Origin of the sequence: Streptomyces sp. NPDC016309 (assembly GCF_043077235.1) — a bacterium.
Lineage (GTDB): Bacteria > Actinomycetota > Actinomycetes > Streptomycetales > Streptomycetaceae > Streptomyces.
Window position 1 is genome coordinate 106255 of the sequence record NZ_JBIBSG010000013.1, and the last position, 20070, is coordinate 126324.

16 protein-coding genes are annotated in these 20070 nt (G+C 72.3%); 12 read left to right on the plus strand and 4 right to left on the minus strand.

Features of this window, described 5'->3' with window-relative positions:
- Positions 1–27 precede the first annotated feature (27 nt).
- The 6 genes from ACF068_RS28165 (at position 28) to ACF068_RS28190 (ending at position 7010) form a co-directional block, all read left to right on the plus strand.
- Positions 28–1197 carry an ABC transporter ATP-binding protein gene (locus ACF068_RS28165; protein ID WP_392277093.1) on the plus strand — a complete coding sequence of 390 codons (1170 nt, stop codon included), beginning with the start codon at positions 28–30 and terminating at the stop codon, positions 1195–1197.
- On the plus strand, positions 1194–2135 hold the full coding sequence (locus tag ACF068_RS28170; protein ID WP_392277094.1) for an ABC transporter permease: 942 nt from the start codon (positions 1194–1196) through the stop codon (positions 2133–2135). The genes ACF068_RS28165 and ACF068_RS28170 overlap by 4 nt, the downstream gene beginning before the upstream one ends.
- Positions 2135–2929, plus strand: a complete 795-nt coding sequence (locus ACF068_RS28175) for an ABC transporter permease (protein ID WP_392277095.1) — start codon at positions 2135–2137, stop codon at positions 2927–2929. The genes ACF068_RS28170 and ACF068_RS28175 overlap by 1 nt, the downstream gene beginning before the upstream one ends.
- Before the next feature lie 22 nt (positions 2930–2951).
- Positions 2952–4370 carry an NAD(P)/FAD-dependent oxidoreductase gene (locus ACF068_RS28180; RefSeq protein WP_392277096.1) on the plus strand — a complete coding sequence of 473 codons (1419 nt, stop codon included), beginning with the start codon at positions 2952–2954 and terminating at the stop codon, positions 4368–4370.
- 241 nt (positions 4371–4611) lie between these two features.
- Positions 4612–5070, plus strand: coding sequence for a hypothetical protein (locus ACF068_RS28185; RefSeq protein ID WP_392277097.1), 459 nt, complete (start codon positions 4612–4614; stop codon positions 5068–5070).
- Between the two features lie 98 nt (positions 5071–5168).
- Positions 5169–7010, plus strand: coding sequence for a chitinase (locus ACF068_RS28190; RefSeq protein WP_392277098.1), 1842 nt, complete (start codon positions 5169–5171; stop codon positions 7008–7010).
- On the opposite strand, the gene ACF068_RS28195 is transcribed toward ACF068_RS28190, so the two are convergent.
- Entirely contained in the window at positions 6946–7725 is a 780-nt protein-coding gene (locus ACF068_RS28195; RefSeq protein ID WP_392277099.1) for a phosphatase PAP2 family protein, read from the minus strand. The two genes, ACF068_RS28190 and ACF068_RS28195, sit on opposite strands and share 65 nt — an antisense overlap.
- Before the next feature lie 133 nt (positions 7726–7858).
- Positions 7859–9193, minus strand: coding sequence for a 4-aminobutyrate--2-oxoglutarate transaminase (gabT, locus tag ACF068_RS28200; RefSeq protein ID WP_392277100.1), 1335 nt, complete (start codon positions 9191–9193; stop codon positions 7859–7861).
- A 251-nt stretch (positions 9194–9444) separates the two neighbouring features.
- Between gabT and ACF068_RS28205 the strand changes: the two genes are divergently transcribed.
- The 5 genes from ACF068_RS28205 to ACF068_RS28225 all read left to right on the plus strand — a co-directional run bounded on the left by ACF068_RS28205 (position 9445) and on the right by ACF068_RS28225 (position 16499).
- Complete coding sequence (locus ACF068_RS28205; protein WP_392277101.1) at positions 9445–11487, plus strand: ATP-binding protein; 2043 nt, start codon at positions 9445–9447, stop codon at positions 11485–11487.
- Between the two features lie 140 nt (positions 11488–11627).
- Positions 11628–13190 (plus strand): PucR family transcriptional regulator, encoded by a 1563-nt coding sequence (locus tag ACF068_RS28210; protein WP_392277102.1) that lies wholly within the window; start codon positions 11628–11630, stop codon positions 13188–13190.
- Between the two features lie 89 nt (positions 13191–13279).
- Positions 13280–13735: a GNAT family N-acetyltransferase gene (locus tag ACF068_RS28215; protein ID WP_392277103.1), complete on the plus strand. Its 456-nt coding sequence runs from the start codon at positions 13280–13282 to the stop codon at positions 13733–13735.
- Positions 13736–13936: 201 nt separating this feature from the next.
- Entirely contained in the window at positions 13937–14947 is a 1011-nt protein-coding gene (locus ACF068_RS28220; RefSeq protein WP_392277104.1) for an EamA family transporter, read from the plus strand.
- Between the two features lie 109 nt (positions 14948–15056).
- A complete protein-coding gene (locus tag ACF068_RS28225) occupies positions 15057–16499 on the plus strand; it encodes an aldehyde dehydrogenase family protein (RefSeq protein ID WP_392277105.1) in 1443 nt (480 codons plus the stop codon).
- A gap of 114 nt (positions 16500–16613) precedes the next feature.
- Here ACF068_RS28225 and ACF068_RS28230 read toward each other — a convergent pair whose 3' ends face one another.
- Positions 16614–16955, minus strand: a complete 342-nt coding sequence (locus ACF068_RS28230) for a hypothetical protein (protein ID WP_392277106.1) — start codon at positions 16953–16955, stop codon at positions 16614–16616.
- Between the two features lie 91 nt (positions 16956–17046).
- Positions 17047–17508, minus strand: a complete 462-nt coding sequence (locus ACF068_RS28235; RefSeq protein ID WP_392277107.1) for an AbfB domain-containing protein — start codon at positions 17506–17508, stop codon at positions 17047–17049.
- A gap of 518 nt (positions 17509–18026) precedes the next feature.
- On the opposite strand from ACF068_RS28235, the gene ACF068_RS28240 reads away from it, so the two are divergent.
- Positions 18027–19964: an acyl-CoA dehydrogenase family protein gene (locus ACF068_RS28240; RefSeq protein ID WP_392277108.1), complete on the plus strand. Its 1938-nt coding sequence runs from the start codon at positions 18027–18029 to the stop codon at positions 19962–19964.
- The last annotated feature ends 106 nt before the right edge of the window (positions 19965–20070 follow it).

Sequence of the window (20070 nt, forward strand, 5' to 3'; positions counted from 1 at the left end):
CTCGACACCCCCTGGGATCGCGAACCCATGACTGACAGCACGAACACCGGTGGCGACGTCCGTCTCTCCGGCATCAGCAAGACCTACGGCTCCTTCACCGCCGTCCACCCCCTCGACCTGACCGTCCCGCAGGGTTCCTTCTTCGCCCTCCTCGGCGCCTCCGGCTGCGGCAAGACCACCACCCTGCGCATGATCGCCGGACTGGAGGAGCCCTCCACGGGCACCGTCTTCCTGGGCGACAGGGACGTCACGGACCTGCCCCCGTACAAGAGGCCCGTCAACACCGTCTTCCAGTCGTACGCCCTCTTCCCGCACCTGGACATCTACGAGAACATCGCCTTCGGCCTCCGCCGGCGCGGCGTCACCTCGGTGAAGAAGCAGGTCGGCGAGATGCTCGACCTGGTGCAGCTCGGTGACAAGGCGCGCCACAAGCCGCACCAGCTCTCCGGCGGCCAGCAGCAGCGCGTCGCCGTCGCCCGCGCGCTGATCAACCACCCCCAGGTGCTCCTCCTCGACGAGCCGCTCGGCGCCCTCGACCTCAAGCTGCGCCGCCAGATGCAGCTCGAGCTCAAGCGCATCCAGACCGAGGTCGGCATCACCTTCGTCCACGTCACCCACGACCAGGAGGAGGCCATGACCATGGCCGACACGGTCGCGGTGATGAACGGCGGCCGGGTCGAGCAGCTCGGCGCGCCCGCCGACCTCTACGACAACCCGCGCACCACCTTCGTCGCCAACTTCCTCGGCACGTCCAACCTGATCGAGGCCGAGGTCGTCGAGGCCGCCTCGGACGTCGTCGTCACGGCCGGCGGCGGCACGCTGCGGCTGCCCGCCGACCGGTGCGCGGCCCCGACCACGAGCGGCGGCAAGCTGCTGGTGGGCATCCGCCCGGAGAAGATCGCGCTCGCGCACGCCGACGACGCGGGCACGATCGCCGACGGGCGCAACAGGGTCACCGGCCGGATCGTCGACGCCTCCTTCATCGGGGTCTCCACCCAGTACGTGGTGGACAGCCCGGCCGGCGCGGCCCTCCAGGTGTACGAGCAGAACGTCGAGCGCGACTCCCGCCTCGCCCCCGGCGCCGAGGTCGTCCTGCACTGGAACCCGGCGCACACCTTCGGCCTGGACGCGGCGCAGTCCATGCTCGCGGGGACCGTGGACGACGCGGGCGCGGACAAGGTGGAGGACGCCGCGTGACGATCACCGACACCCCCCGGGCCCCCGAGGCCCCCGAGGCCCCCGAGGCACCACCGGCCGTGCGCAAGCCGGCCACGCGCAAGCGGATCGTGCCCTACTGGCTGCTGCTGCCCGGCATCCTCTGGCTGCTGGTCTTCTTCGCGCTGCCGATGGTCTACCAGGCCTCCACCTCGGTGCAGACCGGCTCCCTGGAGCAGGGCTTCCAGGTGACCTGGCACTTCCAGACCTACTGGGAGGCCTTCACCGAGTACTGGCCGCAGTTCGTCCGGTCCCTGCTGTACGCCGGCACCGCCACGGTCATGTGCCTGCTGCTGGGCTACCCGCTCGCGTACCTGATCGCCTTCAAGGCGGGCCGCTGGCGCAACCTGCTGCTGGTCCTCGTCATCGCGCCGTTCTTCACCAGCTTCCTCATCCGTACGCTGGCCTGGAAGACGATCCTCGCGGACGGCGGCGCCGTCGTCGGCGCGCTGGACGCCCTGCACGTCCTGGACGTCACCGGCTGGCTGGGCTGGACCCAGGGGGACCGCGTCCTGGCCACGCCCATGGCGGTCGTCTGCGGCCTCACGTACAACTTCCTGCCGTTCATGATCCTGCCGCTGTACACCTCGCTGGAGCGGATCGACGGACGGCTGCACGAGGCGGCCAAGGACCTGTACGCCTCCCCGGCGACCACCTTCCGCAAGGTGACGTTCCCGCTGTCCATGCCGGGCGTCGTGTCGGGCACGCTGCTGACCTTCATCCCGGCGAGCGGCGACTACGTCAACGCCGAACTGCTCGGCTCGACCGACACCAAGATGGTCGGCAACGTCATCCAGTCGCAGTTCCTCCGGGTGCTGGACTACCCGACGGCGGCCGCGCTGTCCTTCATCCTGATGGCCATCGTGCTGATCATGGTCACCGTCTACATCCGCCGGGCCGGAACGGAGGACCTCGTCTGATGCGCTGGCTCCGCAAGAACCTCGTCGTCGTCGCGGGTCTGCTGACCCTCGCCTACATGCTCCTGCCGAACGTCGTCGTCATGGTGTTCTCGTTCAACAAGCCGGCGGGACGCTTCAACTACTCCTGGCGGGAGTTCTCCACCGACGCCTGGCAGGACCCGTGCGGAGTGGCCGACCTGTGCGGCTCGCTCGCGCTGTCGCTCCAGATCGCCGCCTGGGCGACGCTCGGCGCCACCGCCCTCGGCACCATGATCGCCTTCGCGCTGGTCCGCTACCGCTTCCGGGCGCGCGGCGCGATCAACTCGCTGATCTTCCTGCCGATGGCCATGCCCGAGGTCGTCATGGCCGCGTCCCTGCTCACGCTGTTCCTGAACATGGGCGCCCGGCTCGGCTTCTGGACGGTCCTCATCGCGCACATCATGTTCTGTCTGAGCTTCGTCGTGACGGCGGTCAAGGCCCGGGTCATGTCCATGGACCCCCGCCTGGAGGAGGCCGCCAGGGACCTGTACGCGGGGCCCGTGCAGACCTTCCTCAGGGTCACCCTGCCCATCGCCGCCCCCGGTATCGCGGCCGGCGCGCTCCTCGCCTTCGCGCTGTCGTTCGACGACTTCATCATCACCAACTTCAACGCGGGCTCGACCGTCACCTTCCCCATGTTCGTGTGGGGTTCGGCGCAGCGCGGCACGCCCGTCCAGATCAACGTCATCGGTACGGCGATGTTCGTCATCGCGGTCCTGGTGGTCGTCGTCGGCCAGGTCGCGGCCGGCCGGCGCAAGCGTACGCACGTCTCATGAGTCATTGAGGGAGTTGGAAGCCATGGCCCCAGGTGCCATGCGTAGTGCCGCACGATCACTCTCGGACGCCCAGCCCGTCCCCTTCTGGCTGGAAGACCCCGGCAAGCCCGGCGCGCTGCCCGCCCTCACCGGCACCGAGCACTGTGACCTGCTCGTCGTCGGCGGCGGCTACAGCGGACTGTGGACCGCGCTTCTCGCCAAGGAGCGGGACCCCGGACGGGACGTCGTGCTCATCGAGGGCCGGGAGGCGGGCTGGGCCGCCTCCGGCCGCAACGGCGGCTTCTGCGCCGCCTCCCTCACCCACGGCTTCGGCAACGGCCTCGCCCGCTGGCCGGACGAGCTGGCCACGCTGGAGGACATGGGGATCCGGAACCTCGACGCCATCGAGGCGGCCATCGCAGCCCACGGCATCGACTGCGACTTCGAGCGCACCGGCGAGATCGACGTCGCCACGGAACCCCACCAGGTGGAGGAGCTGCGCGAGGTGTACGAGCAGGCCGGCCGCCTCGGTCTCGCCGGCCACCTGGAGCTCCTCGACCGGGACGCCGTGCGCGCCCAGGTCGACTCGCCCACCTTCCTGGGCGGGCTGTGGGACCGGCGTGGCGTCGCCATGCTCCACCCGGCCAAGCTGGCGTGGGGCCTCAAGCGGGCCTGCGTCGACCTGGGCGTGCGCGTGTACGAGAACACCCGGGGCCTGGAACTCGCCAGGGCGGGCGCCGGGATGGCGGTGCGCACGCCCTACGGACGGGTCCTCGCCCGAAGGGTCGCCCTCGGCACCAACGTCTTCCCGTCCCTGGTCAAGCGGGTCCGCGCCTATACGGTGCCGGTCTACGACTACGCGCTGATGACCGAGCCGCTGACGGACGGACAGCTCGACGCCATCGGCTGGAAGAACCGCCAGGGGCTCGGCGACAGCGCCAACCAGTTCCACTACTTCCGGCTCTCCGCCGACAACCGCATCCTGTGGGGCGGTTACGACGCCATCTATTCGTTCGGCGGGCGCGTCAGCCCCGAGCGCGACGACCGTCCCGAGACGTACCTCAAGCTCGCCGAGCACTTCTTCACCTGCTTCCCGCAGTTGGAGGGCCTCCGGTTCAGCCACGCCTGGGGCGGCGCCATCGACACCTGCTCCCGGTTCTCGGCGTTCTTCGGCACCGCCCACGCGGGGCGGGTCGCGTACGCGGCGGGCTTCACGGGCCTCGGCGTGGGCGCGACCCGGTTCGGCGCGGACGTGATGCTCGACCTGCTGGCGGGCGAGCGGACCGAGCGCACCGAGCTGGAGATGGTGCGCACCAAGCCGCTGCCGTTCCCGCCGGAGCCGATCGCCTGGGCGGGCATCGGGCTCACCAAGTGGTCGCTGGCCCGGGCCGACGCCCGGGGCGGCCGCCGGAACCTGTGGTTGAAGGCGATGGACCGCCTGGGGCTCGGCTTCGACAGCTGACAGTCGACGGCTGACAGTCGACGGCTCGGGCCGCTCCGACGGCTCGGGCGGCTCCGACCGCTCCGGCCGCCGGCCGTGCGGTCGCCGTCCGGCCCTGTGCGCCGGGTGTGCGCCCCCGTTCCCGGTTTCACCACCCTGGTGCGGGCCGTTCCCGCGTAATGATCCGCATCCGCCCGCGTCCCTCCACGTGAACGCTCTGTCCGAAGGGCAGGCACGGAACGGACGCGAAAGGCGGCGGGCGATGACAGGTACGGGGGCCAGGGCCGCGGTGCAATGGCTGGCAGCGGTGGCGCCGGACCCCGACGCCTGCCGGTGGGCCTGGGAGCGCAGCATCCTCGGGGTGGCGCTCCTGCCCGCCGGCAGGCACTGGGACGTGCTGATCACCCCGGCCGAGCTCGGCCTCGCCACCCTCGACGTGATGAGCCGGCTCGTCGGCCGGCCCGGCCCGGTGCTGGCCGACGTGGGCGACGCGCGCCTGGGCTTCTTCGTACCCGTGGGCACCGCCGCGCGCTGGGTCGGCACCGGGACGCGGGCGGCCGGCCGCGGCACCTGGATCGCCGTCCCGCACCCGGGCCGGGTGACGGGCGGGGCGCGCTGGCTGGTGGTGCCCGACGGCAGCGGCACCCTCAACGACCCCGCGCTGCTGGAGCGGGCGATGCACGAGGCGGCCGCTCACCTGGTACGGCGTCAGGCAGGCTGAACCCGACGGGCGGTGCGGTGCCGGAGACCTTGACAACCCGATTGGTCCATACCAAGTTGTGCGGCGCTCCACCCGATTCCCCACCCCCGGAGGCAGTTGTGGACCGCACCTCCCTCGGACCCGTCGCCGCGTCCGCCGCGGCGGCCCTGCTGGCCCTCGGCGGGCTCACCGCCACCGCACCCCCCGCCACCGCCGCGCCCGCCCCCGCCCGCGCCGCCGCCGCCGACACCGAACTGGCGCGCAACGGCGGCTTCGAGGCGGGCCTCGACGGCTGGAGCTGCACGGCGGGCAGCGGTGCCGTCGTCGCCTCACCGGTGCACGGCGGCACCGGGGCCCTCCGGGCCACCCCGTCCGGCGCCGACAACGCCCGGTGCTCGCAGACGATCGCCGTCCAGCCGGACTCCGCGTACACGCTCAGCGGCTGGGTGCGCGGGAGCCACGTCTACCTGGGCGCCACCGGCACCGGCACGAGCGACGTCTCCACCTGGACCGCGTCCGCGCCCGACTGGCAGCGTCTGACCACCACCTTCCGCACCGGCCCGGGCACCCGCTCGGTCACCGTGCACACCCACGGCTGGTACGGGACCGGCGCCTACCACGCGGACGACGTCTCCCTGCTGGGGCCGGGCGGCGATCCCCTCCAGGTCCCGGCCGCGCCCACGGGCCTGACCGCCGGCACCCCGGCCTCGACCGCCGTGCCGCTCACCTGGTCCCCCGTCAGCGGCGCGACCGCCTACCACGTCTACCGCGGCGGAGTCAGGGCCCTCACGGTGACCGGCACCTCGGCCACCGTCACCGGGCTCACGCCCGCGACCCCGTACGCCTTCCAGGTGACGGCCGCCAACGCCGCGGGCGAGTCCGCCCGCTCGGCCACCGTCACCGCCACGACCGCGCCGGGCGGCACCACCCCGCCCGGCCAGGGCCTGCCCGCCCACGCCCTCGTCGGCTACCTGCACGCGAGCTTCGCCAACGGCTCCGGCTACACCCGGATGGCCGACGTCCCCGACTCCTGGGACGTCATCGACCTCGCCTTCGGCGAACCGACCTCCGTGACCTCCGGCGACATCCGCTTCCGCCTCTGCCCGGTCGCCGAGTGCCCGAACGCCGAGCCGGCCGCCGACTTCAAGGCCGCCATCAGGGCGAAGCAGGCCGCGGGCAAGAAGGTGCTGATCTCGATCGGCGGCCAGAACGGCCAGGTCCAGCTCTCCACCACCGCCGCCCGGGACGCCTTCGTCTCCTCCGTCTCAGGGATCATCGACGAGTACGGCCTCGACGGCCTCGACATCGACTTCGAGGGCCACTCGCTGTCGCTGAACACCGGCGACACCGACTTCCGCAACCCCACCACCCCGGTCGTCGTCCACCTGATCTCGGCGCTGCGGACGCTCAAGGCGAAGTACGGCCCCGGCTTCGTGCTGACCATGGCGCCCGAGACCTTTTTCGTGCAACTGGGGTACCAGTTCTACGGTTCGGGCCCCTGGGGCGGCCAGGACCCCCGCGCCGGCGCCTACCTGCCCGTCATCCACGCCCTGCGCGACGACCTGACCCTGCTCCATGTCCAGAACTACAACTCGGGGCCGATCATGGGTCTGGACGGCCAGTACCACTCCATGGGCACCGCCGACTTCCCCATCGCCATGACCGACATGCTCCTCACCGGCTTCCCGGTGGCGGGCGACGCGGACCGGTTCTTCCCGGCCCTCCGGCCCGAGCAGGTCGCCCTCGGCCTCCCGGCCTCCCCGCAGGCGGGCAACGGCCACATCGCGCCCGCCGAGGTGACCAGGGCGCTGGACTGCCTCACGCGCACGGTCGGCTGCGGCGCGTACCGGACCCACGGGGCCTGGCCCGGCCTGCGCGGACTGATGACCTGGTCGGTCAACTGGGACCGGTTCGGCGGCGGGGAGTTCGCCAGGAACTTCGACGCGTACCGATGGAGCTGAACAGGCACACGCTGGCCACCACGTCCAGCGGCCAGTGGTAGCCGCGCAGCACCAGTCCGATGCCCGTCGCCACCGTGAGCAGCACGGCGACGGGCATCAGGCGCCGGTGCACCAGCAGGGCCGCGCCGCAGTACGCCACCAGGGCGGTCGCGGTGTGCCCGGACGGGTAGTAGCCGGTCGCGTCGGTGAGCGGTCCGGGCCGGTCCACGAGCAGTTTCAGCGGGACGACCAGGATCGGTACCAGCGCCATGGCCAGCCCCGCGTACAGCGCCTGGACCCGCCGGCCGCGCCACACCGCGTACGCGGCCGCGGCGGCGAGCACGGGCAGGGCGACCGGCATGCCGCCGAGGTCGGCCAGCAGTTCGGCCAGGGGAGTGGGAGCGCGGCCGATCAGGGCGTGGCCGAGCCGCTCGTCCAGGCGGGCGAGCGGCCCGTGGACCAGGACCTGCCAGGTGAGGACGGCGAAGAGGGCCAGGAGCCCGGCGCGGAGGAGGAGAGCCGGCCGCCCCGGAACAGGGGGGGTGGTTCCGGGGCGGCCGGCAGGACCGGTGCGCCGCGCGCCCCGGGGGGTGTGGGGCGGGCGACCGTCCGATCGGTGAGGAGATCCGGAGCCAGAAGCTCCGGTGGTGTGCGCGAAGGCACGGCCAGGACGAGGCTGGGGAGGCTCCGTCCCGCAGTCGTCCGCGGTTCCCCGCGGACGGGGTGTTTCTCTCATCTGCAGAAACCGTACGGCAGGAAACGGGGGGACCGACAGCCGGATCTCCATCCCGCCATCGGCCCCCCACGGGTTCTTCACATACGGTCGCGCTGCGTCATGCCCGGGCTCACGCCTGGGCGCGCACGCGCGCTCAGATGGCGGCGAACGCGCTCTCGATGACGTCGAGGCCCTCGTTGAGCAGGTCCTCGCCGATCACCAGCGGCGGCAGGAAGCGCAGCACGTTGCCGTAGGTGCCACAGGTCAGGACCAGGACGCCCTCGGCGTGGCAGGCCTTGGCGAGCGCGCCCGCGGCCTCCGGGTTCGGCTCCTTGGTCGCCGGGTCCTTGACCAGCTCGATCGCGATCATGGCACCGCGGCCGCGGATGTCGCCGATGATCTCGTACTTCTCCTGCATGGCAGCGAGGCGGCCCTTCATGACCTCCTCGATGCGCTTGGCCTTGCCGTTGAGGTCGAGCTCCTTCATCGTCTCGATCGCGCCCAGCGCGCCGGCGCAGGCCACCGGGTTGCCGCCGTAGGTGCCGCCCAGGCCACCGCCGTGCACGGAGTCCATGATCTCGGCGCGGCCGGTGACGGCGGCGAGCGGCAGACCGCCCGCGATGCCCTTGGCGGTGGTGATCAGGTCCGGGACGACGCCCTCGTCCTCGCACGCGAACCACTGGCCGGTGCGGCAGAAGCCCGACTGGATCTCGTCCGCGACGAAGACGATGCCGTTGTCGTTGGAGAACTTCTGGATCGCCGGCAGGAAGCCCTTGGCCGGCTCGATGAAGCCGCCCTCACCGAGCACCGGCTCGATGATGATCGCGGCGACGTTCTCGGCACCGATCTGCTTGGTGATCTGGTCGATCGCCTGGGCGGCGGCCTCGGGGCCGCAGTTCTCGGGCCCGGTCGGCCAGCGGTAGCCGTAGGCCACCGGCACGCGGTAGACCTCGGGCGCGAACGGGCCGAAGCCGTGCTTGTACGGCATGTTCTTGGCGGTCAGCGCCATCGTGAGGTTCGTACGGCCGTGGTAGCCGTGGTCGAAGACGACGACGGCCTGGCGCTTGGTGTACGACCGGGCGATCTTGACCGCGTTCTCGACGGCCTCGGCGCCGCTGTTGAACAGCGCGGACTTCTTGGCGTGGTCGCCCGGGGTCAGCTCGGCCAGCGCCTCGCAGACCTCGACGTACCCCTCGTACGGGGTGACCATGAAACAGGTGTGGGTGAACTGCTCCAGCTGGGCGCTCGCCCGGCGCACGACGGCCTCGGCGGAGGCGCCCACGGAGGTCACGGCGATACCGGAACCGAAGTCGATCAGGCGGTTGCCGTCGACGTCCTCGATCACGCCGCCGCCGGCGCGGGTCGTGAAGACCGGCAGCACGGAGCCCACGCCGCCCGCGACCGCGGACAGACGGCGGGCCTGAAGCTCCTGCGACTTCGGGCCGGGGATGGCGGTGACGACGCGGCGCTCCTGCGGGATTTCGGTCATGCGGGGCTCCTGGGGTGGGGTCTTTCGGACGCTACTTCTCTTTCTTCCGCAGGCTAGGCGGGGTGGAGGGGGGTGGGCATGCTCCGTTCGGGAGTGGTCGGGCCCGTGTCCTTGTCCGGGACGGACATAGCCGCCCCCGGCGGCCCGCCGCTCCGGAGTTGTCCACAGGTCGGTGAACCGCCGGGACCGGACGGCTAGATTGACGGGGGCACAGACATGCGGGACCTGGCTGGTCAGGGGGCAGGGGTTCGATGGACACCGACGGTACGTACGAGGCACGGCGGGGCCACGTGGCGAAGCCGCCCGTTCCGCCGCCGCCCCGGCACGCCCCGGCACCCGCCGGGGGCGGCACCGCCCAGTGGCTGCGCACGCCCCGGCCCCCGGCCGAGCCCGGCGTGTGGCGGTTCGGGCACCGCCCGCGCCCGGCGGAGGAGCCGGAGGCGGTGCCCGCCCGGCGGCTGTTCGCCGGCGCCCTGATCGCGCTGCTCAGCGGCTGGCTGCTGTGGTCGCTGCTCTGGAACGGGTACCTGGGCTACTACTGGCTCTGGCCGCTGCTGGCGTTCACCCCCGACGAGTGGCGCTCGGAGCCGGACACCTGGGCCGCGGCCAGCTATGTGTACTACGCCCTCGTCGGCGGTGGCCTCCTGGTGTTCTTCGCCCGCGTCGGGCACGTCCCCGAGATCTGGCGCCGGTACGCGGGGAAGAAGGACGCCCCGCCCCCGCCGCCGCCCCCGGACGCGGACCCCGCCGACTGGCCCGAGCTGCGGGAGGCCGGGCTCACCGACGCGGCGGCCCGGCTCGCCGAGGCCACCCGGTCCGGTGCCCTGCGGGACGTGGACTACGCCCGCATCCGGCGGGCCTGGCAGGGCGTGCGGACCCATCCGGACCGGCTCGCCGCCTTCACCGACGCCGTGCGGGCCCACGGCCCGGCCGCCTGCGCGCACCCCTCGGGCGTCCGGGACCTGCCGGTCCGCACCGCCGCGCACGACCTGGCCACCGCCCAGGTGCGGATCGGCACCGCGGCCGACCACCCGCGCAACCCGTACGCCCGCCGGACGACCGGGGTCGCCCTGGAGCCCGCCGTGCTCGGCACCTCGCTGCTGGCGGTCGGGCCCGCCGGGTCGGGCAAGACGGTCCGGCTGGTCCGCCCGGTGGTGGAGTCCCTGTGCCTCCAGGCCCTCGCCAACCGCGCCGCCGTGGTCGCCGTGACCGCGCACGGCTCGGCCCTCGCCCCCGACCAGGCCTTCGACGTGATCGTCTCCGTGGGGCGCCCGGACTCCACGCACGACCTGGACCTCTACGGCGGGGCGGACGACCCCGACGAGGCCGCCCGGATGCTGGCCGAGGCCCTCGTGGGCGACCTCGTCCCCGACAGCCGCCGCGCCGCCACCGCGGTCGCCCAGCTCATCGGCCCCTACCGCGCGGCGCACGGCCACTTCCCCGCCGTGCCGGAGCTGCGGGAGCTGCTGGGCGGGGCGCCCGGGGCGCTGGCCGAGCTGCGCGCGGCCGTGTCCGGCGACCCGGCGCAGCTCCGCGAGCTGGACGCCCGGGAGCGGCAGGCCGAGCGGGGCGACGACATCGGGGTGCTGCTGGCGGAGCGGATCGCGTTCCTGGACCGGCCCGCGTTCGCCCGGTTCTTCCGCACCGACGCGGAGGGGCGCCGGTTGTCGCTGCGGGCCGTGGAGCACCCGCTGCGGGTGCGCGTCGACCTGCCGGAGCGCGGGCACGCCGAGGCGTCCCGGATCGTGGCGCGGCTGCTGCTGGCGCAGTTCACCGAGGCCGCGCTGGGCCGGGCGGACCGGTCGCTCTTCGCCTGTCTGGTCCTGGACGACGCCACGTACACGGTGACCGCCGACTCCGTGCGTGCCGTCCAGCGGCTGCGCTCGGCGCACGCGGGCGTCGTACTGGCGCTGCGAACCCTGGAGGACGTGCCGGAGGCGCTGCGCGGGCCGCTGCTCGGCGCGGTGGGGTGCAGGATGGCGTTCGCCGGGATCGCCCCCTGGGACGGCGGGCGGTTCGCCGAGACCTGGGGCACCGAATGGGTGCAGACGCGTGACGTGACCAACCGGCAGATCATCTCCGACGAGCCGCTCACCAAGGCCCTGCACTTCCTGCGCCGCCTGGTCACCGGCAAGGCGGCCACGGCCGAGGCGGTGACGGTGCGGGAGGTCGAGCGGCAGCGCTGGTCGGCCTCCGACCTCGCGCACGCGGTGCCGCCCGGGCATGCCGTACTGTCCCTGACGGGCGTACGGGGGGAACATGTCCCTCCGCTTCTGGTCGACCTGCGGACCTGAGCCGCCCCCGAGGGGGCCTGACGTGACATGACAACCTGGCAGACTTGAAGGGTGTCGTTCATACGGGACGGCGAAGTTCCCCCGTACCTCGTCCGTGCGCCCTCCGCGCGTCCCCTCCCGAAAGACCGACGGTCATCGCCATGCCGCTCACGCTCGCCTCGCTCGTCCAGCACTCGGCGCTGAAACTCACCGTCCGCGCCGGGGAGGACCGCCTCGACACGCCCGTGCGCTGGGCGCACGTCAGCGAGCTCGCCGACCCGGTTCCGTACATGGAGGGCGGTGAGCTGCTCATGGTCACCGCGATGAAGCTGGACGCGGAGAACCCCGAGGCCATGCGCCGTTACATCAAGCGGCTCTCCGAGGCCGGGGTGGTCGGGCTCGGCTTCGCGGTGGGCGTCAACTACGACGAGACCCCGCAGGCGCTGGTGGACGCCGCCCGCGAGGAGGGCCTGCCGCTGCTGGAGGTCCCGCGCCGCACCCCGTTCCTCGCCATCTCCAAGGCGGTCTCGGCGGCGGTCGCCGCGGACCAGTACCGGGCCGTGACGGCCGGGTTCGAGGCGCAGCGGGAGATGACCCGGGCCGCCCTCGCCGAGGGTCCGGCCGCGGTGGTGACCCGGCTGGCCGCCCACGTGGACGGCTGGGCCGCGCTCTACGACGCCTCCGGCGCCGTACTGGCTGCGGCGCCCGAGTGGGCGGCGCGCCGGGCGGCACGGCTCATTCCTGACGTGCAGCGGCTCCGGGAACGGGCCGCGCCCGCGAGCGCGGTGGTCGGCGGCACCGACGACCGGGTCGAACTCCAGTCGCTCGGCAGCGGGCGGCGGGTGCGCGGCGCGCTGGCCGTGGGCACGGGCGCCCCGCTCGGCACGGCGGAACGTTACGCCGTCCATTCGGCCATTGCGCTGCTGACGCTCACCACCGAGCGGTCCCGCTCGCTCCAGGCGGCCGAGCAGCGGCTCGGCGCGGCGGTGCTGCGCATGATGCTGTCCGGTGAGCCCGACCACGCCAGGGCGGTGGCCGGCGACCTGTACGGAGGGCTGCTGGACGCCCCGTTCCGGCTGCTGATCGCCGAAGCCGCGACGGCGGAGCGGGACCCGGCCGCCGAGGCGCCGCTGCCCGCGCTCGCCGAGACCCTGGAGGCGGCGGCCGCGCGTACCGGCGAGGCGGTCCTGACCGTGCCGGAGGGGGAGGAGCGGCTGGTGGTGCTGGCCGGGGACGGGGGTGCCGTGGCCGGGGCGTGCGAGGGGTACGCGGAGAAGGAGGCCGAGGAGGCGGGCGTGGTGATAGGCCTGTCGGCCCCGGCCGGCCCCATCGCGGCCGCCGCCGCGTACAAGCAGGCCGAGCAGGCCCTGTCCGTGGCCCGCCGGCGCGGCCGTGCCCTGGTCGAGCACGAGGAGCTGGCGGCCGGCTCGGTCCTGCCGCTGCTCGCGGACGACGCCGTGCGCGCCTTCGCCGACGGCCTGCTCCGCGCCCTGTACGAGCACGACGCGACCGGCCGCGGCGACCTGGTCGCCTCCCTGCGCGCCTGGCTCTCCCGCCACGGACAGTGGGACGCGGCGGCGGCCGACCTGGGCGTCCACCGGCACACGCTGCGCTACCGGATGCGCCGCGTCGAGGAGATCCTGGGCCGCTCACTGGACGACCCGGACGTCCGTATGGAGCTGTGGCTGGCCCTCAAGGCCACCGGCGACACCCCCGCCCCCTGAGCCCGGGGGCGAGGCCGGCCCATGCGGTCGCTTGTGCTGGGCGAGCGACTGCCGCGACGAGTGGGCTGGGCCGGTTCTAGGCTCAGTGCGTGAAGATCACTGTGCGGTCAGCGGTTGAGGCGGACCTGTCAGCGGTGCTGACGCTCCACAGCGAGTTGAACCCGGACGATGCCCCCTTGCCCCGGACGTCCGCGGAGGCCATCTGGGCAGCCATATCAAGGCAACAGGGACGGACGATCCTGGTGGCCGATGCGGGCGGCACCGTGGCCGGAACGGCGGATTGCATCGTCCTCCCGAACCTCACGCGCGGCGGCCGGGCCATCCTGTTCGTGGAGAACGTCGTGGTGGCCGGTTCGTTCCAGCGGCGGGGTGTCGGCCGTCGGCTGATGGAGGCCGCCGTCCGGCTCGGTGAGTCGGCCGGCTGCTACAAGGTCCAGCTCCTGGCGGCGGATGACGAGTACGTCCACACCTTCTACGAAGCGTGCGGTTTCACCTCCCAGGCCGAGGGCTTCCGCCGCTACCTCCCGCAGGCGCCTCGCCGTTGAGGCCGGCGCGACTCCATCGGCCCGGCCCCCGGCGCTGCGTCACGGTGGCCGGCCGCGTCCCGCGCGTACCGTCGACGCGGGCGTACCGTCGATGGCCGTGGCGCGGACGTTGTCGCAAAACCGCCCCTTCGGCAGGGGATCCTGCCCGAAGTCGGGCAGGATCCTTGCCGTTCCGTCGAGCGGATCCATACTCTCCGGTGCATGACAAGCCGCGCCGCAGACCCGAACCCCGCCAGTCCCTCCAGCCCCTCCGGCCCCGCCCTCGACGGGCCCGCCGCCCCCGCCCCCGGCGCCCCCGAGGACGGCCACCCCAAGGCGCCCGTCCGGCGCATCACCGGCGCCGTGTGGGCCGCGCTGGCGATCGTGTACGTGGTGTGGGGCTCCACCTACCTCGGCATCCGCGTCGTCGTCGAGAGCATGCCGCCCTTCCTCTCCGCCGGCGCCCGGTTCGTCGTCGCCGGTCTCCTCCTCGCCGCGCTGCTGGCCTGGCGCAAGGGCATCGGCGTGCTGCGGGTGGACGGCCGGCAGCTGGCGTCCGCCGCCACGGTCGGCCTGCTCCTGCTCCTCGGCGGCAACGGGTTCGTCGTCCTCGCCGAGACGTCCGTCCCCTCCGGCCTCGCCGCCCTGCTCGTCGCGGTCGTCCCCGCCTGGGTCGTCCTGCTGCGCACCGTGTCCGGCGACCGCCCCGGCCCCGGCGCGTACGCCGGCGTCCTCCTCGGCCTGGCCGGACTCGCCGTCCTCACCCTCCCCGGACTCAGCGGCGAGGTGCGGATCGGCGGCGTGCTCACCGTGGTCGTGGCGTCCGTCCTGTGGTCCGTCGGGTCCTTCTCCGCCTCCCGCATACCGATGCCGGCCAACCCCTTCACCGCCAGCGCCTACGAGATGGTCGCCGGCGGCCTGGGCTGCCTGCTCCTCGGCCTCCTCCGCGGGGAGCACCACGGCCTGGACCCGGCCGCCGTCTCCGCCCGCTCCTGGACCGCCTTCGGCTACCTCGTCCTGTTCGGTTCGCTGCTCGCCTTCACCGCGTACGCCTGGCTGCTCCAGTCCGCCCCGCTCTCCCTCGTCGCCACCTACGCCTACGTCAACCCCGTTGTCGCCGTCGCCCTCGGTGCCCTGATCCTCGGCGAGGCTGTGACCTGGCCCATCGCCCTCGGCGGCGCCGTGGTCGTGGCGGGGGTGTGCCTGATCGTCAGTACGGAACGGCGAAACTGATCCCCGGAACCACTCCATCCCGGACAAGCGACCGCGCGCCTGACCGGCCCTACCGTGTGAGCAGAGGAACCCCCCACCCCGCACAGCTTCGAAAGGGCCGGATCCACTCATGACTGCCACCGCCTTCTGGCTCGCCGGCCGCCAGGCCACCGGCGAGACCACCTTCGACGTCACCTCCCCGTGGGACGGCCGCACCGTCGGTCAGGTGAGCGTGCCCACCGAGGCCCAGGTCGAAGAGGCCGTGGCCGCCGCCCACGCGGTCGTCGACGAGTTCGCCGCCACCCCGGCCCACGTCCGCGCCGCCGCCCTCGACCACGTGTCGAAGCGGCTCGCCGAGCGCACCGAGGAGATCGCCCGGCTGATCTCCGCCGAGAACGGCAAGCCCATCAAGTGGGCCCGCGGCGAGGTCGGCCGCGCCGTCTCCGTCTTCCGGTTCGCCGCCGAGGAGGCCCGCCGCTTCAACGGCGGCGACGCCCAGCGCCTGGACACCGACGCCGGCGGCACCGGCCGCCTCGGCCTGACCCGCCGCTTCCCCAAGGGCGTCGTCCTCGGCATCGCGCCCTTCAACTTCCCGCTGAACCTGTGCGCCCACAAGGTCGCCCCGGCCATCGCCGTCGGCGCCCCCATCATCCTCAAGCCCGCCCCGGCCACCCCGCTCTCCGGCCTGATCCTCGGTGAGCTGCTGGCCGAGACCGACCTGCCGGCCGGTTCCTGGTCGATCCTGCCGGTGACCAACGAGCGCATGCCCGCCCTGGTCAAGGACGAGCGCCTGCCGGTCATCTCCTTCACCGGCTCCGACACCGTCGGCTACGCCATCCAGGAGTCCGTGCCGCACAAGCACTGCACCCTGGAGCTGGGCGGCAACGCCGCCGCCGTCGTCCTCGGCGACTGGTCCTCCGAGGAGGACCTGGACTGGGCGGCGACCCGCATCGCCACCTTCTCCAACTACCAGGGCGGCCAGTCCTGCATCTCCGTGCAGCGCGTGATCGCCGACGCCTCCGTGTACGACCGGCTGGTCGCCAAGGTCACCGCCGCCGTCGAGGCCCAGGGCACCGGCGACCCGTCCGACGACTCCACCGACGTCGGCCCCCTGGTCAGCGAGGACGCCGCCAAGCGCGTCGAGGCCTGGGTCGACGAGGCCGTCGAGGCCGGCGCCAAGCTGCTCACCGGCGGCAAGCGCGACGGCGCCACCTACGCCCCCACCGTGCTGGAGAACCTGCCCGCCGGCACCACCCTCGCCTGCGAGGAGGTCTTCGGCCCGGTCCTCACCCTGCACAAGGTCGACGGCGAGGCCGAGGCGTTCGCCGCGGTCAACGACTCCAAGTTCGGCCTCCAGGCGGGCGTCTTCACCCACGACCTCCAGACCGCCTTCCGCGCCCACCGCGCCCTGGAGGTCGGCGGCGTGATCATCGGCGACGTCCCGTCCTACCGTGCCGACCAGATGCCGTACGGCGGCGCCAAGCAGTCCGGCGTCGGCCGCGAGGGCGTGCGGTACGCGATGGACGACTACACCTACGAGCGCGTGCTGGTCCTCACGGGCCTGGCCCTGTAACGGCACGTCACTCGTACGGCCCAGACCGGCGGCCCGAACCCACTGTGCGGGGGTTCGGGCCGCCTTCTTCGTTGTTCGCCCGGCCTGCGCAACACCGACGCCGACCGGCCGGTCTCAATTGACTACATACGTCAACTCGTACAGGGCCCCGGCGCCCGCGAATTGCTTCCGTATTCTTCCTCGACCGGCTTCCTCGGGCTTGAGGGAAACCGACCCGACAAGGCTTGCCGGCATGCCGGAGCCTCGATCCACTTCGTGCAGCGCGAGCTGCACATCGCCCCCGAATATGGGCACGAAGATGTCCAGCGTCGTCGTGCTTCCCTGGCGCATGGATACCGTGCCGCTGGTGGGGAAGAATTGGACGCCGCCCACCCTGCTCATGACGATCTCATCCTCCCCGTCGCGGTCCTGGGACGTGGCTGCGGTCAACTCAAGCAGCTTGGCGAGTTGCGACATGGAATCCTCCGGATGGCTCATATGATTCTTTTGGTTGTTTCTGCGGGAAGCTCGGACCGGCCTTGTTGCACGGGCGTGAGGGCTGTCGGCCTCAGGCGAGTGGTGCGTTCATCCTGAAGCACGCGGACTGGAGCTCGGCAGGTGTGTTCACCTGCTCGGCGAAGAGCTGGAAGTTCCGGTGCCGGATGAAGCGGTCAGGGAATCGCACAGAGCGGAATGAGGCCTGGTTCGGGTCGATCTCCGCTCTGACGAGTTCGTAGGTCGAGTCCTCTCGGACCTCGGCTGCGACCTCGGGATTGGTGATGCCCTCGAAGAACTTGCTGTGTATGCGGAATTCGTCGAACGTGGCGATGCGGAGACAAAAGCCCAGTGGAAGAGATGCTCGTCGTATCTGCCCGGTCTCGCCAAAGCGCAGGTGTGGGCCGGTCCACTCGAACGTGGCGTTGTTGCGGTCATCATCGGTTTCGATCTCGGCGATATCCGCAAGGCCCGAACGGTCGATGATGAAGAAATCCGGGAAATTGTTCGAGAACAGGGAAAGTTTGGGCGACATGATGTCCCTCGCTCCGTGAGGTGCCCGCTGGGTGCCGTGTTCCGAGGTGCGTGACCGTGGGTGTCCGTCGCGCCATCTTCATGGGCGGGTGCGGGTGTGGAATCGGGCCGCCGCTCTGCGGCACCCATATGGGCGAGAGTGATACCTCCAGCATGCGCCGCCAGGTGAGTTGACGCCAGTGTCGCGAATCGGTTGTCAATTCAATTGTGGAGGTGCGAGTAAGTTGAATGCCGTGACTTCTGTCATTTCAATTTCACCTGACCGGGTTTCGGGGGCGCGGAAATCAGAGTCCAGGATCGGTTGCCGTGCACTCCCCGTCCCGTCCTCGTGCCGGGCGAGGGCTGTCCCGGGCGACAAGGACGGGACCCGCCGGCCCCTTGCCTCGCGGGACCAGTGACGCGTGACGGGAAGCTCCGGCCGCCTTTTCGTACCCGCCGTAATCGGGTAATACGGTCGGGTAGCACCGGTCGGTAGGACCCACCGGCCGGCCGCCCCCGAACGCGGCGAGGTGAGCCCACATGTCCGGCCCCCACCACCAGCCCAAAGTCTCCGAGCGCGAGGCCCGCCAGGTCGCCGAGGCCGCCCGTGAACAGGACTGGCGCAAGCCCAGCTTCGCCAAGGAGCTGTTCCTGGGCCGCTTCCGGCTCGACCTGATCCACCCGCATCCGCTGCCCGCCACCGAGCAGGCCCAGCGGGGCGAGGAATTCCTCGCCAAGCTGCGGGACTTCTGCGAGACGAAGATCGACGGCGCCCTGATCGAGCGCGAGGCCCGCATCCCCGACGCCGTCATCGACGGCCTCAAGGAAATCGGCGCCCTCGGCATGAAGATCGACACCAAGTACGGCGGCCTCGGCCTCACCCAGGTGTACTACAACAAGGCCCTGGCCCTAGTCGGCTCGGTCAGCCCCGCCGTCGGCGCCCTGCTCTCCGCCCATCAGTCGATCGGCCTACCGCAGCCGCTCAAACAGTTCGGCACCCCCGAGCAGAAGGAGACCTACCTCCCGCGCCTCGCCCGTACCGACATCTCCGCCTTCCTGCTCACCGAGCCCGACGTGGGCTCCGACCCCGCCCGCCTGGCCACCACCGCCGTACCCGACGGCGACGACTACGTCATCGACGGCGTGAAGCTGTGGACCACCAACGGCGTGGTCGCCGACCTGATGGTCGTCATGGCCCGCGTACCGAGGTCCGAGGGGCACAAGGGCGGCATCACCGCCTTCATCGTCGAGGCCGGCTCCGAGGGCGTCACCGTCGAGAACCGCAACGCCTTCATGGGGCTGCGCGGCCTGGAGAACGGTGTCACCCGCTTCCACCGCGTCCGGGTCCCCGCCGCGAACCGCATCGGCCCCGAGGGCGCCGGACTGAAGATCGCGCTCACCACCCTCAACACCGGCCGGCTCTCCCTGCCCGCCATGTGCGTGGGCGCCGGCAAATGGTGCCTGAAGATCGCCCGCGAGTGGTCCTCCGTACGCGAGCAGTGGGGCAAGCCGGTCGCCGCCCACGAGGCGGTCGGCGCCAAGATCTCCTTCATCGCCGCCACCACCTTCGCCCTCGAAGCCGTCGTCGACCTCTCCAGCCAGATGGCCGACGAGGACCGCAACGACATCCGCATCGAAGCCGCCCTCGCCAAGCTCTACGGCTCCGAGATGGCCTGGCTCATCGCCGACGAGCTCGTCCAGATCCGCGGCGGCCGCGGCTACGAGACCGCCGAGTCCCTCGCCGCCCGGGGCGAACGGGCCGTCCCCGCCGAGCAGATGCTGCGCGACCTCCGGATCAACCGCATCTTCGAGGGCTCCACCGAGATCATGCACCTGCTGATCGCCCGCGAGGCCGTGGACGCCCACCTCGCCGTGGCGGGCGACATCATCGACCCCGACAAGACGCTGGGCGACAAGGCCAGGGCGGGCGCCCAGGCCGGCGTGTTCTACGCCCGCTGGCTGCCCAAACTCGTCACCGGCCCGGGCCAGCTCCCGGGGGCGTACGGGGACTTCCACCCCGCCGGCCACGCCGACCTGTCCACCCACCTCCGCTACGTCGAGCGCACCTCCCGCAAACTGGCCCGCTCCACCTTCTACGCCATGTCCCGCTGGCAGGGCCGCATGGAGACCAAGCAGGGCTTCCTCGGCCGGATCGTCGACATCGGCGCCGAGCTGTTCGCCATGAGCGCCGTCTGCGTACGCGCCGAACTGCTGCGCACCACCGAGGCCCACGGCCGGGAGGCCTACCAGCTCGCGGACGCCTTCTGCCGGCAGTCCCGCATCCGCGTCGAGGAGCTGTTCGGCCGCCTGTGGAACAACACCGACGACCTCGACCGCAAGGTCGTCAAGGGCGTCCTGTCGGGCACGTACGGCTGGCTGGAGGAAGGCGTCCTGGACCCCAGCGGCGACGGGGCCTGGATCGCCGACGCCACCCCCGGCCCCTCCACCCGGGAGAACGTCCACCGCCCCATCAGGTGAGCGCGCGGGTGCGGCGTGCGGTCCCCGGCGCCCGGGCGCCGGCGGGCGGACCCCGTCCGGGGCCGCGCCCCCCCGAGCTCCACGGGGAGAAGACAGCTGAAGCACG